The 16,137-nt window shown below is 57.9% G+C and carries 18 protein-coding genes; 9 read left to right on the top strand and 9 right to left on the bottom strand.

The window, feature by feature from the left end:
• Positions 1-2 precede the first annotated feature (2 nt).
• The 3 genes from mnmE to ACR1XU_RS10385 form a co-directional block, all read right to left on the bottom strand.
• Entirely contained in the window at positions 3-1,289 is a 1,287-nt protein-coding gene (mnmE, locus tag ACR1XU_RS10395; protein WP_480907314.1) for a tRNA uridine-5-carboxymethylaminomethyl(34) synthesis GTPase MnmE, read from the bottom strand.
• A gap of 30 nt (positions 1,290-1,319) precedes the next feature.
• Positions 1,320-2,591, bottom strand: coding sequence for a transcription termination factor Rho (gene rho / locus ACR1XU_RS10390; RefSeq protein WP_170619061.1), 1,272 nt, complete (start codon positions 2,589-2,591; stop codon positions 1,320-1,322).
• Positions 2,592-2,713: 122 nt separating this feature from the next.
• Entirely contained in the window at positions 2,714-3,163 is a 450-nt protein-coding gene (locus tag ACR1XU_RS10385; RefSeq protein ID WP_480813432.1) for a CopD family protein, read from the bottom strand.
• A gap of 404 nt (positions 3,164-3,567) precedes the next feature.
• On the opposite strand from ACR1XU_RS10385, the gene ACR1XU_RS10380 reads away from it, so the two are divergent.
• From ACR1XU_RS10380 to dnaQ, 4 genes are read left to right on the top strand one after another with little or no spacing between them, the layout of a single operon-like run.
• Complete coding sequence (locus tag ACR1XU_RS10380) at positions 3,568-4,167, top strand: Maf family protein (protein WP_480907316.1); 600 nt, start codon at positions 3,568-3,570, stop codon at positions 4,165-4,167.
• The gene (locus ACR1XU_RS10375) at positions 4,164-4,997 is read left to right on the top strand and encodes a shikimate dehydrogenase (RefSeq protein ID WP_480907318.1); all 834 of its coding nucleotides are present in this window, start codon (positions 4,164-4,166) and stop codon (positions 4,995-4,997) included. Before ACR1XU_RS10380 ends, ACR1XU_RS10375 begins: the two co-directional genes overlap by 4 nt.
• A complete protein-coding gene (gene coaE, locus ACR1XU_RS10370; protein WP_480907319.1) occupies positions 4,994-5,587 on the top strand; it encodes a dephospho-CoA kinase in 594 nt (197 codons plus the stop codon). Before ACR1XU_RS10375 ends, coaE begins: the two co-directional genes overlap by 4 nt.
• The gene (dnaQ, locus tag ACR1XU_RS10365) at positions 5,580-6,302 is read left to right on the top strand and encodes a DNA polymerase III subunit epsilon (RefSeq protein WP_170816847.1); all 723 of its coding nucleotides are present in this window, start codon (positions 5,580-5,582) and stop codon (positions 6,300-6,302) included. The genes coaE and dnaQ overlap by 8 nt, the downstream gene beginning before the upstream one ends.
• A 27-nt stretch (positions 6,303-6,329) precedes the next feature.
• Here dnaQ and secB read toward each other — a convergent pair whose 3' ends face one another.
• Both secB and ACR1XU_RS10355 read right to left on the bottom strand, forming a co-directional pair.
• Positions 6,330-6,827 (bottom strand): protein-export chaperone SecB, encoded by a 498-nt coding sequence (gene secB / locus ACR1XU_RS10360; RefSeq protein WP_170680123.1) that lies wholly within the window; start codon positions 6,825-6,827, stop codon positions 6,330-6,332.
• Positions 6,828-6,881: 54 nt separating this feature from the next.
• On the bottom strand, positions 6,882-7,382 hold the full coding sequence (locus tag ACR1XU_RS10355; protein ID WP_480907321.1) for an FxsA family protein: 501 nt from the start codon (positions 7,380-7,382) through the stop codon (positions 6,882-6,884).
• A 108-nt stretch (positions 7,383-7,490) separates the two neighbouring features.
• Here ACR1XU_RS10355 and ACR1XU_RS10350 point away from each other — a divergent pair, with 108 nt between their 5' ends.
• From ACR1XU_RS10350 to ACR1XU_RS10340, 3 genes are read left to right on the top strand one after another with little or no spacing between them, the layout of a single operon-like run.
• The gene (locus tag ACR1XU_RS10350) at positions 7,491-8,147 is read left to right on the top strand and encodes a Tim44/TimA family putative adaptor protein (RefSeq protein WP_170612777.1); all 657 of its coding nucleotides are present in this window, start codon (positions 7,491-7,493) and stop codon (positions 8,145-8,147) included.
• On the top strand, positions 8,144-9,184 hold the full coding sequence (gene mltA / locus ACR1XU_RS10345; RefSeq protein ID WP_480907322.1) for a murein transglycosylase A: 1,041 nt from the start codon (positions 8,144-8,146) through the stop codon (positions 9,182-9,184). The genes ACR1XU_RS10350 and mltA overlap by 4 nt, the downstream gene beginning before the upstream one ends.
• Complete coding sequence (locus ACR1XU_RS10340; RefSeq protein ID WP_480907324.1) at positions 9,184-9,771, top strand: Smr/MutS family protein; 588 nt, start codon at positions 9,184-9,186, stop codon at positions 9,769-9,771. The genes mltA and ACR1XU_RS10340 overlap by 1 nt, the downstream gene beginning before the upstream one ends.
• On the opposite strand, the gene ACR1XU_RS10335 is transcribed toward ACR1XU_RS10340, so the two are convergent.
• The 3 genes from ACR1XU_RS10335 to hslU form a co-directional block, all read right to left on the bottom strand.
• Positions 9,768-10,988 (bottom strand): MFS transporter, encoded by a 1,221-nt coding sequence (locus tag ACR1XU_RS10335; RefSeq protein WP_480907326.1) that lies wholly within the window; start codon positions 10,986-10,988, stop codon positions 9,768-9,770. The genes ACR1XU_RS10340 and ACR1XU_RS10335 overlap by 4 nt on opposite strands.
• Complete coding sequence (locus tag ACR1XU_RS10330) at positions 10,985-12,085, bottom strand: alpha/beta hydrolase (protein WP_480813440.1); 1,101 nt, start codon at positions 12,083-12,085, stop codon at positions 10,985-10,987. Before ACR1XU_RS10330 ends, ACR1XU_RS10335 begins: the two co-directional genes overlap by 4 nt.
• Before the next feature lie 96 nt (positions 12,086-12,181).
• Complete coding sequence (hslU, locus tag ACR1XU_RS10325) at positions 12,182-13,489, bottom strand: ATP-dependent protease ATPase subunit HslU (RefSeq protein ID WP_170807110.1); 1,308 nt, start codon at positions 13,487-13,489, stop codon at positions 12,182-12,184.
• A 199-nt stretch (positions 13,490-13,688) separates the two neighbouring features.
• On the opposite strand from hslU, the gene ACR1XU_RS10320 reads away from it, so the two are divergent.
• Entirely contained in the window at positions 13,689-14,090 is a 402-nt protein-coding gene (locus ACR1XU_RS10320; RefSeq protein WP_321249889.1) for a DM13 domain-containing protein, read from the top strand.
• A 116-nt stretch (positions 14,091-14,206) separates the two neighbouring features.
• Entirely contained in the window at positions 14,207-15,448 is a 1,242-nt protein-coding gene (locus ACR1XU_RS10315; protein WP_170612789.1) for an MFS transporter, read from the top strand.
• Here ACR1XU_RS10315 and hslV read toward each other — a convergent pair.
• Positions 15,440-15,997 carry an ATP-dependent protease subunit HslV gene (gene hslV / locus ACR1XU_RS10310; protein ID WP_170680110.1) on the bottom strand — a complete coding sequence of 186 codons (558 nt, stop codon included), beginning with the start codon at positions 15,995-15,997 and terminating at the stop codon, positions 15,440-15,442. The two genes, ACR1XU_RS10315 and hslV, sit on opposite strands and share 9 nt — an antisense overlap.
• Between the last annotated feature and the right edge of the window lie 140 nt (positions 15,998-16,137).

Here is a 16,137-nt window from a genome sequence, read left to right as displayed (position 1 = left end):
CCCTACTTACCAAGGCAGAAGCTGGAGAATATTTCATCCAACAAGCTTTCTACATCTATTCTGCCGACCAGTGATTCAAGGGCGCGTATGGCTGAGCGTAGTTCCTCGGCTGCGATATCATACAGATCCGGGCCTGATTCAAGAACGCTTGTTGCGTCGGACAAGGATTGCAGAGCTTTGTTCAGCGATACACGGTGCCGTTCGCGCGTGGCGATACCATGGCTGGTAGATCGATGCGCCAAGACACACGATATCTGGGAGATTAGCTGATCTATCCCTTCCCCGGTTCTCCCTGATATTCCACCTTTAGAATGTGAACGCAGGTCGGATTTAGGAAAGACCTGGATATCTCCTTCGCTCATAGGAACACCCAGATCTTGCGGAGAATCAGCTAAAAATACTCGCAAATCAGCAGCTTCGGCGCGTTTTCGGGCCAGTTCGATTCCTAGGCTTTCAACGTGATCCTCGGTTTCGCGCAACCCGGCCGTGTCCAGCAATGTGACCGGCAACCCGGCAAGATCCATGCGAACCTCGATCACATCACGGGTTGTTCCGGCAAATTCCGAGGTTATTGCAGCTTCCCGCCCGGCCAAGGCATTCAACAAAGTGGACTTGCCCGCATTCGGCAGACCAACGATGGCCACTTCAAATCCTGTTCGGATTCGTTCGGCTATTTTTACGCCTTCCGCTTCCCGGCGCAGGTCATCCATGACACCCGATACAAGCGACCGCACCTCAGGCGTAACATCTGTCGGCACGTCTTCATCGGCAAAATCGATCAAGGCCTCCAACAAGGACGCGGCGCGGATAAGGTCACGACGCCAGCGCTCGGCTAGAACACCCAATTCACCGGCCAAAATCGTTTGCGCCTGTTTACGCTGAGCTTCGGTCTCCGCGTCAATCAGATCGGCCAGACCTTCGACTTGCGTCAAATCCATCTTGCCGTTTTCCAACGCTCTGCGCGTAAACTCTCCGGGTTCAGCCAGCCGCAGATCTTCCATGTCAGACAGACAGCGCAAAACGGCGTTCACTGAAGCCGTACTGCCATGGATCTGCAGCTCAGCCACATCTTCGCCGGTAAAGCTGGCCGGTCCTTCGAAGGTCAGGACAAGGCCATCATCCAACCGCCCACCGTCCTGCGCATACAGGGATCGGAGGTGCATGCCGCGGGAAGGCAATGTACCGCGGGTCAGTTCTGCCGCAGCCTTATGCGCCCGTGGACCAGAGAGGCGGATAACCGCCACCCCTGCTTTGCCTTGCGCGCTGGCCAAGGCGAATATCGTATCCATTCGAAGGCCTCGCGTCGGTTAAGACCTGTGTCAGGTATTCATCGAGTCGAAGAACTCGCCATTTGTCTTGGTCTGCTTCAACTTCGACAACAGGAATTCGATCGCGTCGGTGGTGCCCATCGGGTTGAGGATTCGGCGCAGAACGAAGGTCTTCGCCAGATCACCCTTGTCGACCAGCAGGTCCTCTTTCCGGGTACCGGACTTGAGGATGTCGATCGCCGGGAACACGCGCTTGTCTGCGATCTTGCGATCCAGAACGATCTCCGAGTTGCCTGTACCTTTGAATTCTTCAAAGATAACCTCGTCCATCCGGCTGCCGGTATCGATCAGGGCGGTTGCGATGATGGTCAGCGAACCACCCTCTTCAATGTTCCGCGCCGCACCAAAGAATCGCTTGGGACGTTGCAGAGCATTTGCATCCACACCACCGGTCAGAACTTTACCTGAGGATGGTACTACTGTGTTAAATGCCCTACCAAGTCTTGTGATCGAGTCGAGAAGAATAACAACATCTCGTTTATGTTCGACCAGACGCTTTGCTTTTTCGATCACCATTTCCGAAACCGCCACGTGGCGCGTCGCCGGTTCGTCAAAGGTCGAGGACACAACCTCACCCTTCACCGAGCGCTGCATATCGGTCACCTCTTCAGGGCGTTCGTCGATCAGCAGGACGATCAGGTAGCACTCCGGGTGGTTCTGTTCGATCGAATGCGCAATGTTCTGCAGGATCACCGTCTTACCGGTGCGCGGCGGTGCGACGATCAGCGAACGCTGGCCTTTACCAATTGGCGAAACCAGGTCGATGACACGCGCCGATTTGTCCTTGATGGTGGGATCTTCGATTTCCATCTTCAGACGCTCATCCGGATACAGCGGCGTCAGGTTGTCGAACAGGATTTTGTGCTTGGCCTTCTCAGGATCTTCGAAGTTGATCTTGGTGACCTTGGTCAGCGCAAAATAACGTTCGTTCTCATCTGGTGCCTTGATCTCGCCTTCAACCGTGTCCCCGGTCCGCAGTGAGTGCAGGCGGATCATGTCAGGCGAGACATAGATATCGTCCGGACCCGGCAGATAGTTCGCCTCGGGCGAGCGCAGGAAGCCGAATCCGTCCTGCAGCACTTCAAGCACGCCATCACCGCCAACGGTCCAGCCATCATCCGCGCGTTCGCGCAGAATCTGGAACATCATCTCGCCTTTCCGCATGGTCGAGGCGTTTTCAATCTCCAGTTCTTCGGCCATCGCCAGAAGATCTTTGGGGCTTTTGGCTTTCAGGTCGGCCAGATTCAGGGCTTCAGTTGTCATGATATATACCTTCACCGCTGGCATCGCGGCACGAAGTGGAATTTCAGTACGGAAGATACGCCGCCCGGACGGGCGTGTTGATCCCTACATAAGCGCGACGGCTGGCGGAGTCAAACAGGCCTTCAGAACTTCAGAATGACCGCCAGAACGATGGCAACCATCAAAACGGTCGGTACCTCGTTCATCATGCGATACTGGCGCCCTGTGAGCTTGTTTCGGCCTTCAAGAAAGTCCTTTCGACGTGCCATCAGCCAGTGATGGAACCAAGTCATACCGATCACCGCTGCGCCTTTGACCCAGGGCCAGGACCAATCCCAGCCGACGATGCCCGGTGTGAACACCATGATCAGCCCGCAAACCCACGCCACGATCATCGCAGGACGCATGATCACACGCAGCAGCTTGTCTTCCATTTCAAAGAAAATGGGTTCCGCTCCCTCGACGATTTGCGCCTTTTCTACGTGATAGACGAACAGTCTGGGCAAATAGAACAAACCTGCCATCCAAGAGATCACGGCCATGATATGTAAAGACTTCACCCACGGGTAAATCGTGAAAAGAAGATCGGTCATTTTGGCTCCGGGCGTTGCTCGGAACTCTCCCTAATAAAAAAATAAGAAAAGAGAAAGGATGATGGTTTTGTAGGGCGAACAGAATCCGTGGATTACTTTTTTACCCTTCACTTTTCCCCAGGTGGATAGAGTTGACCGCAATGCCGATGATCTTGTTAGTGTAATAATTTATAGATTAAATTCATATGGTTAGTATACTATTCCGCGATCTTCACTGTGGATAACTCGATGGCGAACTGTGGACATCGCGGTTTTCCCGATTTCTCAAGTTATTCTTGTCCTGCTTTGACAATTTTCGGGCGACTCGGGGAAGATCCGCGCCGAAATCGCAGGGTTGCGTGTCAACCTAAAAACCATACAAAACGTCCCAGATCACTCAACGCTTTGCCCACGGGGTTTTCCACATGCCTGTCCCCATCATACTCGCTTCGGGCTCGGCCATCCGGGCACAACTTCTGGAGAACGCAGGTGTCCCGTTTTCCGTTCAGGTCGCGCGCGTAGATGAAGACAGCATGAAACGCGCGCTGCTGGCGGAAGAGGCATCACCGCGCGATATTGCTGATGCGCTGGCCGAAATGAAGGCGCGAAAAATCAGCGACAAGAATCCGGGGGCCATGGTTCTGGGATGCGATCAGGTTCTGGACTTCGAAGGCCGTTTGTTGTCCAAGCCGGAGACGCCTGATGACGCACTGGCCCAGTTAAAGGCGATGCGGGGGAAACGGCACATGTTGCTGTCGGCTGCTGTCATTTGTCAGAACGGGGAACCGATCTGGCGACATGTGGGGCAGGTCCGTCTGCGGATGCGGGCCAGTTCGGATGCTTATCTGAAGGATTATGTGGCGCGCAATTGGGACAGTATCCGATACGCCGTAGGTGCCTATAAGCTGGAAGAAGAAGGCGCGCGGCTGTTCGCCACCATTGACGGCGACTATTTTAACGTCTTGGGTATGCCCCTGTTGGAGTTGCTCAATTATCTGGCCGTAAAAGGGGTGATCGATCAATGACGGAACATCGTATTCCTCTGGCCGGGGTGATCGGGCACCCCGTTGCACATTCCCGGTCGCCCAAGCTGCACGGTCATTGGCTACAGACCTATGGTCTGGCCGGGCATTATGTTCCCATGGATGTCACGCCCGCGGATCTGGAAACTGTTTTGCGGAGTTTGCCGAAAGCCGGGTTTGTGGGCGCGAATGTAACGGTTCCGCATAAGGAAGCCGCACTGCGCCTGGCCGATCATGTGTCTGACCGGGCTTCGGTCATCGGGGCAGCGAATACGCTTGTGTTTCGCGACGATGGCTCGATCCATGCCGATAACACAGACGGGTATGGCTTTATGGAGAACCTGCGCGCAGGCGCGTCCGACTGGAACCCGCAGGACGGGCCGGCCGTGGTCTTTGGCGCTGGTGGTGCAGCACGCGCCATTCTGTCCGCCCTGGCGGATGCTGGCGTCCCCGAGATCCTGCTGACCAACCGAACCCGCACTCGTGCCGATCATCTGAAAGAAGAGTTCGGCCAGCGCATTACCGTGATTGACTGGGTGCAGGCCGGAAATGTCATTGAAGAGGCCGAGCTTGTGGTGAACACAACTTCGCTGGGAATGCAGGGTCAGCCCGAACTGCGCGTGCCGCTGGATGGCTTGCAGCCCGGCACCGTGGTGAATGATCTGGTCTACGCCCCGCTGCGCACCCGCTTGCTGGAACAGGCTGAAGAAGCCGGATGCACAACGGTGGACGGTCTGGGCATGCTGTTGCATCAGGCGGTTCCGGGTTTTGAGCGCTGGTTCGGAGTGCGCCCCGAAGTCACCGCAGAAACCCGCGCGGCGGCCCTGGCATGAGTTTTGCCCTTGGCCTGACCGGCTCGATCGGCATGGGCAAAAGCACGACGGCGCAGATGTTCGTGGCCGAAGGCTGCGGGTTGTGGGACGCGGACGCGGCAGTCCACCAGCTTTATTCCGCAGGTGGGGCGGCAGTTGCGCCGATGGCTGCTGTGTTTCCCGAGGCTGTCCTTGACGGCGCTGTCAGCCGGGATGCGTTGAAACGGATCATCACCTCTGATCCTTCCGCTCTGAAAGCCATAGAAAGCATAGTGCACCCGCTGGTTGCTGCGGATCGAGCCAGGTTCCGGGAAACCGCGGCCGAGGATATTCTGGTGTTCGACATCCCGCTTCTGTTCGAAACGGGCGGAAACGTCGCGATGGATGCCGTTGCCTGTGTCTCGATCCCGGCCGAGGAACAAAAACGCCGCGTGATGGCCCGCGGAACGATTTCCGAAGCGCAATTCGAGCAAATTCGCGCCAAGCAGATGCCGAATGAAGAAAAATGTGCGCGCTCGGATTTCGTGATAGTCACCGATACGCTGGACCATGCGCGCGCGCAGGTGCAGGATGTGGTCAGGCAGATCAGGGCAGGACTGGCAAATGCGTGAGATCGTTCTCGATACCGAAACCACGGGCTTTGATCCCGAAAGCGGCGACCGGATCGTGGAAATTGGCGCGGTCGAGCTGTGGAATCACGTCGCGACGGGCGAAACCTATCATGTCTACATCAACCCCCAGCGCTCGATGCCGGAAGAGGCATTTGGTGTGCACGGGATCGGTCCAGATTTGCTGGAACCGCCCCGCCCGCCAGAAAAAGGCCAGGTGACGCTTAAGGACAAACCTGTATTCGCCAAGGTTGGCCAGGGATTCCGCGATTTTGTTGGCGATGCGCGACTGGTGATCCACAACGCATCCTTCGATATGAAATTCCTGAACGCCGAACTGGGCTGGATGGGCCTGGCCCCGATTCCGATGGATCAGGCGCTTGATACGCTGGCCATTGCACGAAAGCGGTTTCCGGGCTCGCCCGCCTCGCTGGATGCGCTGTGCCGCAGGTTCGGCATCGACAACTCGAACCGTGTTCTGCATGGCGCTCTGCTCGACTCGGAGATTCTGGCGGAGGTGTATCTGGAACTGATCGGCGGGCGGCAACCCGATTTCGGCCTGTCGGCGTCTACCGCAAATGCCTCCGGAGGCAGCGAGGATTGGCGTCCGGCGCCGCGCGCAACCCCGCTTGCGCCGCGGATCACCGAAGATGAACGCGCCGCACATCAGGAATTTCTAGAAAAACTGGGCGAAAATGCCCTTTGGACCCGCGCCTGAACCAATGTCCGGCGCGGGTCAGATTTATCAGGCTTCGGCCTTCTGGGCTTCGGCCTGGCGGCGCATCAACTCGTTACGGTAGAGGCCGACAAAGTCGATTGTGTCCAGGTTGACCGGCGGGAAACCACCGTCGCGGGTGATGTCGCTGACAACGCGGCGCAGGAACGGGAACAACATCCGCGGACATTCGATCATCAGGAACGGGTGCAATTGATCCTCGGGCACACCTTCCACGTGGAACAGTCCGCAATAGTCGATTTCGCACAGGAACAGGATGTCTTCCATGCCCTTGGCTTTCGAGGTGAGGTTCAGCTTGATCGAAACCTCGAACTGGTGGTCTGCCGGGCGCTTTTTCGCGTCCAGATTGACCTGTACGGCAATCTCGGGCTGCACATCGCCGGATACACCCTTTTGCGCCATCACGTTTTCAAAGGACATATCGCGGATGAATTGCCCCAGAACCCGCATCTGAACCTGCGGGGCGGTTTGTGCCGCAGCGTTGTCTGCGGCTTTTTCTTCGGCCATGGATCTACTCCAAAATTGAATTTCGCCACTGCTTATCAAGTTGGGCGCGGCACCTCAATGCTCGTGCGGACCATCCACCCATTTCGACGGTTTTGTTGGTTCTTTGCGGGGGTGAACCTCGGTAAATTCGCCATCGATCACGTCATCCTGACCAAAGGGATCATTGCCCTGGTGAAATTGTGCACCTGTGCCCATCTGAAAATGCGTCACCGTTACTTTGGATTTCAGATACAGGAACACGGCAACCCTTACGCCGGGGATAAGCAGCGCAAAGCCCACGGCATCGGTAAAAAAGCCCGGCGTCAGCAACAATACGCCTGACAGAATGATCATGGCGCCATGGGCCAGGGGTTCGGTCGGGTCATCGAGATTGTTGAATGTTCTCTGTAATTCACCCAGCGCCATGCGGCCTTGCGTCCGCACCAAAGCGGTGCCCAGAAAGGCTGTCAGGACAACGATTGCAAGTGTCGGCCAAAGTCCGATCAGACCGCCAACCTGAATGAACAGGGCAATCTCGATGATCGGCACCAACAGAAATGCCAGAAACAGATACATTTTCGTCATCCTTTCGCGTGTGCAGGGCAGTGGACTTGCCCTAAACTGTCACCTACATAGTGACATGAGGCCGCGTATACAAAGTCGCGGTTCTGAAAAGAGGATGAAATGAACGAACCCATGATCCAGCTGCTGGTCCTGGCCGGAATTGCCGTTTTCCTGATCCTGCGCCTGAAAAGCGTTCTGGGTACGCGTGAAGGTTTCGAGAAACCTCCTCTGCAGCAGCCCGGTTCCAACAAGGCGCGCCGCGATTTTGAAGTGATCGACGGCGGCCCGGATCATGACATCACCGACCACGTTCCCGAAGACAGCGAGCAGGCCCAGACACTGGCGGCGATGAAACGGATCGAGCCCGGATTTTCCGTCACCGAATTTGTGCAGGGCGCGCGCGGCGCTTACGAGATGATCGTAATGGGGTTCGAAAAGGGTAACCTGGACGAAATCCAGCCTTTCCTGTCGGAAGAGGTCTTTGACACTTTCGTTTCCGTTGTGGCTGACCGCGAAGACCGGGGCCTGACCATCGAAGCCGAATTCATCGGTGTGCGTGAAACCGCGCTGGCCGATGCCCATTTCGACAAGGACACCAATCAGGCCGAGATCACCATGAAGTTTGTGGGTGAACTGACCTCGGTCGTGCGGGATCGTGGCGGGGACATCATCGAAGGTAGCCCCAACACCGTCAAACGCCAGAAGGACAGCTGGACCTTTGCTCGTGTCATGGGCTCGGATGATCCGAACTGGCTGCTTGTCGCCACGGACGCATGATTGCCACGCTCCGGTCGCTCTTACTGGTGGGCGCGATGACCGCCGCCAGCGCCGCCGGAGCCGAGGCGACGCGATCCATCCTTTCATTCGACGATCTGGATGGCTGGGCCGCCGACGATCACGGGGCGGCCCTTTCGGTTTTTCTGAACACCTGCAACGACCTGAATGACCCGGACTGGCGGGCCTTGTGCGGCGTGGCCCAGACTTATTCCCCTGACGCAGCCCGGGCCTTCTTTGAACTGTTCTTTCGCCCGGTTCTTGTCGAAGACGGCAAGGAGGCTTTGTTCACCGGATATTTCGAGCCGGAACTGGACGGGTCCAGAACCCGATCGGACCGGTTCAGATATCCGCTGTACAAAATTCCGCCCGAGGCACGCGCTGCCGACAAATGGCTGAGCCGCCGCGAAATCCTGACTGGCGAGGCCATGGCGGGGCGCGGGCTTGAGATTGCGTGGGTCGACGATCCGGTTGAACTGTTCTTTCTTCAGATTCAGGGCTCAGGGCGAATTCGTCTGCCCGATGGCAGCGCCTTGCGCGTCGGATATGGCGGCGCGAACGGCCACCCCTATCGGTCGATCGGGGTCGAGCTAATCAGGCGCGGTGTTCTTGGCGCACACGAGGTCAGCGCCCAGATGATCCGGGCCTGGGTACGCAAGAACCCCGAGGCTGGTGCGGAACTGTTGTTCCACAACCCGTCCTATGTGTTCTTCCGCGAAGTCACACGGGTTGCTCCAGATCGGGGACCGCTGGGTGCCATGAACCGATCGGTCACGACCATGCGCAGTATTGCGACGGACCCGGCCTATACGCCGCTGGGAGCACCAGTCTGGTTGGAAAAGGATGGGGCAAATCCGCTGCGCCGCCTGATGATCGCGCAAGACACTGGTGCGGCCATCAAGGGCGCGCAGCGCGCCGATATCTTTTTCGGAACCGGCGACACCGCCGGTCAGGCTGCAGGGAGGCTGAAGGATCCGGGCCGCATGGTTGTGTTGCTGCCGATTCAGCGCGCTTATGCCATGTCGCCGGATGAGTTGTGATGTCCCGCCGAAAGCTCACCGCAGAAGAGGTGGAATTGTGGCGAAAGGTCGCGAAACGGGCCGAGCGTTTGCACCCCGAGATTCCGCAGACGGTCCACCCGACCGTTTTGCCGAAACCCAAGCCGAACCGGCAGCCAAAACCGAGATTTGACGAGTTTGAACTGGGGCAGAAAGCACCGACAAAGCCGGCGCAACATGCCCTGAAACCCGCAATTGGAGACAGTCTGCGGGCAAGTCCGGTGCAGATGGACACCAAGGCCTTTGCGCGAATGAAGCGCGGCAAGCTGAAGCCGGAAGGCAAGCTGGACCTGCACGGAATGCGCGTGGACACGGCACATCCGGCTCTGGTGCGGTTTGTTCTGACTGCGCAGGCATCAGGCAAGCGTCTGGTTCTGGTTGTCACCGGCAAAGGCAAGGACAGGGATGAGCCCGGACCGATCCCGACGCCACGGGGTGTCCTGCGCAATCAGGTTCCGCAATGGCTGTCTTTGCCGCCACTGGCGCAGGCCGTCCTTCAGATAACACCCGCCCATATCAGCCACGGGGGCGACGGAGCCTACTACGTGTATCTGCGCCGAACGCGTTAAAGTGTGCGTGCGGCTTGTGTTATACCGACCCAAGTCACCCCGCAGACCACAACAAAAAACCCTCCGATCCAGAGAAACTGGGTCGCAAGCGGAATGCCGGTATCAATCAGAATGCCCGTCAGTCCGGGGCCGATGGCCGACCCAAGCACCATGATCGCTGTTGCCAATGCCTTGATCGCACCGATGTGGCGCGTTCCGTAAAACTCGGCCCAGAATGCGCTGGGCAGCGTGCTGTTGGCCCCGACGGTCAGCGCCAGAAGGACCAGACCGGTCAGGGCGCCACCAATCGAACCGGTGAAGGACAAAACAAGAAACCCCAGCGCCATGGGCAACTGGTAAAACGGCATAATGCGCGTCGTACCCCATTTGTCCAACGCCCAGCCCGCCGCAAACATAGACAGCACGCCGACTGCGGTGAAGACCGGGAACAGGGCCACCAGTTCGATATGAAGCCAGCCTTTGACCTCGGCCAGATGAACCTGATGAAAAAAGAAGGCCGTGATGAAGGCGGACGGACCCAACAATGCAGGTGCCATGAACCAGAACAGCGGATGCAAAAGCGCGTCCCGGCGGGTCCAGTGGCGGCTTTGCATGCCGGTGGCGGTATATTCACTGGCCAGACTTTGAGGTGTTCGTTCCTGGCGTAGCAGTCGGATCAGGATCGGTATTCCCAACGCAGAGACGGCAGCGCAAACCAGCCATAGTATTCGCCAGTCGAAATGGGCCATTGCGGCGACAAAGATCAGGGGCAAAAGCGCCTCGCCGATGGAAAACCCGACCGAGGCGATGGCAAGCGCCCTGCCCCGCGTTGCGGTAAACCATCGCGCCATGGCGACCAGCGCCAGATGGGTGCTCATCCCCTGTCCAAACAGGCGGAGAAGGAAAACGACCAATGGCAGCAGAACAACAAGCTGGTTCAGCGCCATCGCCGCTGTCGCCAACGCCAGCCCCGTCAGAACCGCCGGGCCCAGCGCCCGCACGCGAAAGATATCGGTCAGCCCTCCGGCCCAGACCATCACTACCGCAGACATCAGGGTACCCAGCGAATAGAGGCTTCCCCATGCACCGTGGCTCAGGCCGAATTCGGACCGGATCTGGCCCGAGAAGATCGAGATAAAGAAGGTCTGTCCGAAACTCGACAGAAAGGTCAGCAGCGCCCCCGCGCTCAGCCAGCTTGCGTTCTGGACAAGATACCGACGCAGGCCGCCCGGGTTCACGGAGTCGTAACCTCGGCCTGCCCTGTTTCTGTCAGGACTATTTCGGTTGCACCGTCCGGGTTCCGCTGGCTTGGCGGGACAAGGATGTCGATAGCCGGCCTATCTTCCGGCCCGAACGTGTTGTTGACGCGTCTGAGCGAGCTGAGGATCGCCAGCAACGCAGGAGAAGTCGCAGCCACGAAATGCGATGATTCTGCATCGCTGTTGAATGCGGTGGTGTCGATCACGCTGATCGGAAATTCTTCAAGACTGTCGATCGAGCTGATGTTGCCCAACCGCTCACCCTCATCCGTTCCGCGCAAACGGGCCGAGATGTTCAGAATCCTGTCCTTTTGCGAAACCATGACGAGAAACGGATCTGGCGGGGACTTGATCCGCTCCATCTGCGAGCGGAACAGATCCACGTCCAGATCCGGTGAAATCAGAACCACGCCTTCCAGGTTCCTTTTGGCCCAGCCGGGTTCCTGCAACTCGGCCTGGCGCATCATCTCCATTGTCAGGGCGCTGCCCATGGAATGCGCGACCAGAATGACCCGCTTGACCCCCATTGATTTCAAAGAACGAATGGTCTGTTCCAGCCCGTCACGGGCGAACAGCATGCTGTCCAGATCGTAGGCATAGCCAAAGCCTGTCGCACGGCTGGGCCATGAATAGACCAGAGTGTTTCCGGGCAGGCCGATATCGTGGGACAGTTGTGCGGCCCGAAACAAGGTCTCGGTCTGGGTCGAGTTGTATCCGTGCACAAAAATTGTGACGTCTTCTTTGCCGCGCAAATGGGTTTTCAGGTCCTGCGGCCCATCCAGTTCGCTGACGTTCGCCAACACGAACTCTTTCTTCGGATTTGGGTTGGCGTAGGAGAACTTCAGGGTTCCCGGGGTGTGATTTGGCGGAATCGAAACCGTGGTTTCCAGATAGCGCAAGGATTCACCGCGACGGAACCCGTATGATCCGTTCGCCTCTTTGGCGCGGGTCGTGGTTGCCAGGATCGTTTTGGGCGTACCGACAACCGCAGCCGAAGGCACGATTTCAGACACCGTCCTGTCGACACAGGCGCTGAGTGAAAGACAGGCAAGCAGCAGGATCAGATGGCGCAACACGGACAATCCCCGGATCAGGTTTGCGCCAAGCTATCGAATTCTCGCCCCACGTCCAGCGGCGCGGGGTAGAAGAAAGGCAAAATCCGGCTGAGCGTGTTACAAAACGTAACGGCTGAGATCGGTGGATTTGGTCAGTTCACCCAGATTGCTGCTGACAAATTCCGCGTCGACCGTGATTTCCGTTCCGGCTTTGTCGGGGGCGGCGAAAGACAATTCTTCGAACACGCGTTCCATCACGGTGTAGAGCCGCCGCGCACCGATGTTTTCGACGCTCTGGTTCACGTCCGCTGCAATGCGGGCAAGCGCCGCGATGCCATCTTCGCTGAACTGGACAGTAACATCCTCGGTCCCCATCAGCGCGGTATACTGAAGGGTCAGGGCGTTGTCTGTTTCCGTCAGGATGCGCACAAAGTCTTCTTCCGTCAGGGCGCGCAGTTCGACCCTGATCGGCAGACGCCCCTGAAGTTCCGGCAACAGGTCCGAGGGCTTGGCGATGTGGAACGCCCCGGAGGCGATAAACAGGATGTGGTCTGTTTTGACAGGGCCATGCTTGGTGGACACGGTTGTGCCTTCGATCAAGGGCAAGAGGTCCCGCTGAACCCCCTCCCGGCTGACATCAGCGCCGCGTGCGTCAGAGCGGGCGCAAACCTTGTCGATCTCATCCAGAAACACGATGCCGTTCTGTTCGACGGATTCCAGCGCCACGCGGTTGACGGTTTCATCATCCAGCAGCTTGTCGGCCTCTTCCCCGATCAGAGCGTCATAGCTTTCTGCGACAGTCATCTTGCGTTTGACCGTGCGCCCGCCAAAGGCCTTGCCGAAGATATCTCCCAGGTTCATCATCCCCATCTGGCTGCCGGGTTGGCCGGGAATGTCGAACATCGGCATCGGGCTCGAGGTGTCCGAGAGTTCCAGCTCGATCACCGTATCGTCCAGCTCACCGGATTTCAGTTTTTTGCGAAACATCTCGCGCGTGCCTTCGCGGGCGTCTTCCCCGGCTATGGCGGCGATGACCCGGTCTTCGGCAGCCTGATGGGCGCGCGCCTTGACGTCTTCGCGCATGAACTCGCGGGTCTGCAGGATGGCGGCGTCCGCCAGATCCCGCACGATCTGTTCTACGTCGCGCCCGACATAGCCAACCTCGGTGAACTTGGTGGCTTCGACCTTGATGAAAGGCGCGCGGGCCAGTTTGGCCAGACGACGGCTGATCTCGGTCTTGCCGACGCCGGTGGGGCCGATCATCAGGATGTTCTTCGGATAGACCTCGTCCCGGATGTCGTCAGGCAACTGCTTGCGCCGCCAGCGGTTTCGCAGCGCGACGGCAACCGCGCGTTTGGCATCCTTCTGGCCAATGATGAAGCGGTCCAGTTCCGAGACAATCTCGCGCGGGGTCAGGTCGGTCATATGCACTCAATCCGTTTGTTTCGAAGCGGAACCTAATCATAAGGCGCGAAAACACAAGCCGATCACGAAAACATCACGCCAACACACGGCGCGCACACAGAAATTCGTCCCGAAGTGATTGGAGTATGCGGCGAGGCCTGCGGCATAACGGACAACATCGGGCAAACCAGTCCGTGTCTACCAATGGAGAAAACTCATCATGATGACTCGTCGCTCGCTCTTTGTGAAAGCCGCTGCAGCCGGCGCGGCACTGACATTGACCAGTGCCAATGCCGCCGTTGCTGGCGGTGCCAAGAAGAAAGGCACGTTCGAGGGCCGTTCGAAGCACATCACCTCGGGTTCGGTGAAGCTGGTCAAGAATGGAGACCGCTACATTGTCGAACTGGGCGACGATTTCTCACTGGATGGCGGGCCCGACCCGCGTGTCGCTTTCGGCAAGGACGGATCATATGATCCTGACAGCAAGCTGGGTGCGCTGCTGAACCTGACCGGCAAACAATCCTATGCCGTTCCGCCGACCATGGACGTTTCCGGCTACAACGAAGTTTACATCTGGTGCGAGGTCGCGGGCGTGCCGTTGGGCGTGGCGTCGCTGAACTGATCCACACGCGATCAGGACTGCCGGGGGCCGGGTAAAACCCGGCCTTTTGCATGGTGTTAGGTGTCAGAACACCTGTCTGCTACACTCACCCCATTTGAAGAAACGGGGCGGGTTGCATGACGAAGATTGCCAAAATCACTTTGTTGTTTGTTGTATTTGTAGATCTGATCGGACAGGGACTGGTCTTTCCCATCATCAACTCACTGATCATGGAGACGAAGTCCGGGTTTCTGCCGGAAAATACGCCGGTCGGTCGGCGGCATTTCTACTATGGCCTAGTGATTGGTTGCTTTTTCCTGTCCTGGTTTCTGGGCGTTGTCTACGTGTCCAAAGTCTCGGATTCGATCGGGCGCAAGAACGCTTTGCTGGTTTGTCTGAGCGGAGCGCTTGCGGGGTACGCCATCACCATCGCGGCGCTTTACCTCAACAGTTTGCTGCTGCTGATTGCCGGCCGGTCAATCACCGGCTTTACCGCCGGAAACCAACCCATTGCACAGGCGGCAATGATTGATGGCAGTACGGATGCGGCGGATCGGGACCGAAACATGGGCTATATCGTGACCGGCGTCAGCTTTGGTCTGGTGGGCGGCCCGATCATTGGTGCGGTCCTGTCGGATGCTGCTCTGTTGGGTGGTGCGGCCACACTCAAAACGCCGTTCTATGGAGCCTTCGTTCTGGTGTTGATCGCGATTTTCCTGGTGCTGTTCTATTTCAAGGACACAAGAACCGAACGCACGGCCTTTGTCTTCCGTCCCCGTGACGTCACCGACAGCCTGATCGCAGTCCGTGGGCATCCCATGGTGTTGAAGATCCTGCCTGTCTATTCGTTCTTCATGATCGCCAACGTCACGTTTTATGTGTTCGTGGATAATTTCCTGACCAGCGCTTTCGGCTACGGCGTGATTGGCGGCAGTATGGCGATGGTGGTTATCGGCTTTGCACTGGCGTTCTCAAGCACGTTCCTTGTGAAACCAGCACAGGAGAGATTCAGCAAACACAGCATTATCTACACATCGCTTGTGGTCATGATCATCTGCGGCATTGCCTTTGCGTTCAGCCCCAGCGGTGTATTCAGCTACGTGCCAGTGTTCTTCTTCTACTTCCTGTTCGGCGTGGCCTATCCGACCATGCTGGGCCTGTTCTCTTCATCGGTCAGCGAAACGGATCAGGGTTGGGTCATGGGCGTGACCACTGCGGTGTTTTGCCTGGCCGGAGGGATCATGTCTCTGGTCGGCGGCGGCTTGATGAGCATCGACATCCGCGTGCCCTACTACATCGTGGTCATTGCCGCGATACTGGGCCTGATCGGAATGCACCGCCGCTGGAAGGGGAAAGAGATCTCGGCCCTGTTAGCCTGAGATCGTTTCGACCGTCAGCTTGCCGTTGGTGTACACACAAATGTCCGCCGCAATCGCCATGGATTGCCGGGCGACGTCTTCCGCCGACTTGTCGCTGTCCATCATCGCGCGCGCAGCGGCCAGAGCGAAATTTCCGCCTGAACCAATGGCTGCCACGTTGTGTTCAGGCTCAAGCACATCCCCTGCCCCGGTGATCACGAACAGATCCTTGCCGTCGGTGACAATCAGCATCGCCTCGAGCTTTTGCAGATATTTGTCTGTCCGCCAGTCCTTGGCAAGCTCGACCGAGGCGCGCGCCAGCTGGCCCGGCGTCGCCTCAAGCTTGGTTTCCAGCCGCTCGAGCAGGGTAAATGCATCTGCGGTGGAACCGGCAAAGCCTGCCACAATCTCGAACCCGCCGGGCGACAGACGGCGTACCTTGCGGGCCGTACCCTTGATCACGGTCTGCCCCAGGCTGACCTGCCCGTCACCGGCAATGACAACCTTTCCGCCCTTTTTGACGCCGATGATCGTTGTGCCGTGCCATCCGGGAAAGTCGCTGTCCGCCATGAAAGTCTCCGTTTGTTGTCCGGGCTCATATATGGGCTGCGCTGATGTTATGCGCAACCGCTTCCCGAAGTGCCTAATTGATATGCACAAAATGCATTGCGGGTTTACCAGACCAGCATTTGTGAGTCCGGGCCGGGCAT

The organism is Ruegeria sp. D1(2025), assembly GCF_056536425.1.
This window is presented reverse-complemented; position numbering and strand designations above follow the sequence as displayed.

Excerpts from the sequence above, each read along its gene's own strand:
- mnmE (WP_480907314.1), bottom strand. The coding sequence starts at position 1,289 with ATGGATACGATATTCGCCTTGGCCAGCGCGCAAGGCAAAGCAGGGGTG.
- rho (WP_170619061.1), bottom strand. The coding sequence starts at position 2,591 with ATGACAACTGAAGCCCTGAATCTGGCCGACCTGAAAGCCAAAAGCCCC.
- ACR1XU_RS10385 (WP_480813432.1), bottom strand. The coding sequence starts at position 3,163 with ATGACCGATCTTCTTTTCACGATTTACCCGTGGGTGAAGTCTTTACAT.
- ACR1XU_RS10380 (WP_480907316.1), top strand. The coding sequence starts at position 3,568 with ATGCCTGTCCCCATCATACTCGCTTCGGGCTCGGCCATCCGGGCACAA.
- ACR1XU_RS10375 (WP_480907318.1), top strand. The coding sequence starts at position 4,164 with ATGACGGAACATCGTATTCCTCTGGCCGGGGTGATCGGGCACCCCGTT.
- coaE (WP_480907319.1), top strand. The coding sequence starts at position 4,994 with ATGAGTTTTGCCCTTGGCCTGACCGGCTCGATCGGCATGGGCAAAAGC.
- dnaQ (WP_170816847.1), top strand. The coding sequence starts at position 5,580 with ATGCGTGAGATCGTTCTCGATACCGAAACCACGGGCTTTGATCCCGAA.
- secB (WP_170680123.1), bottom strand. The coding sequence starts at position 6,827 with ATGGCCGAAGAAAAAGCCGCAGACAACGCTGCGGCACAAACCGCCCCG.
- ACR1XU_RS10355 (WP_480907321.1), bottom strand. The coding sequence starts at position 7,382 with ATGTATCTGTTTCTGGCATTTCTGTTGGTGCCGATCATCGAGATTGCC.
- ACR1XU_RS10350 (WP_170612777.1), top strand. The coding sequence starts at position 7,491 with ATGAACGAACCCATGATCCAGCTGCTGGTCCTGGCCGGAATTGCCGTT.
- mltA (WP_480907322.1), top strand. The coding sequence starts at position 8,144 with ATGATTGCCACGCTCCGGTCGCTCTTACTGGTGGGCGCGATGACCGCC.
- ACR1XU_RS10340 (WP_480907324.1), top strand. The coding sequence starts at position 9,184 with ATGTCCCGCCGAAAGCTCACCGCAGAAGAGGTGGAATTGTGGCGAAAG.
- hslU (WP_170807110.1), bottom strand. The coding sequence starts at position 13,489 with ATGACCGACCTGACCCCGCGCGAGATTGTCTCGGAACTGGACCGCTTC.
- ACR1XU_RS10320 (WP_321249889.1), top strand. The coding sequence starts at position 13,689 with ATGATGACTCGTCGCTCGCTCTTTGTGAAAGCCGCTGCAGCCGGCGCG.
- ACR1XU_RS10315 (WP_170612789.1), top strand. The coding sequence starts at position 14,207 with ATGACGAAGATTGCCAAAATCACTTTGTTGTTTGTTGTATTTGTAGAT.
- hslV (WP_170680110.1), bottom strand. The coding sequence starts at position 15,997 with ATGGCGGACAGCGACTTTCCCGGATGGCACGGCACAACGATCATCGGC.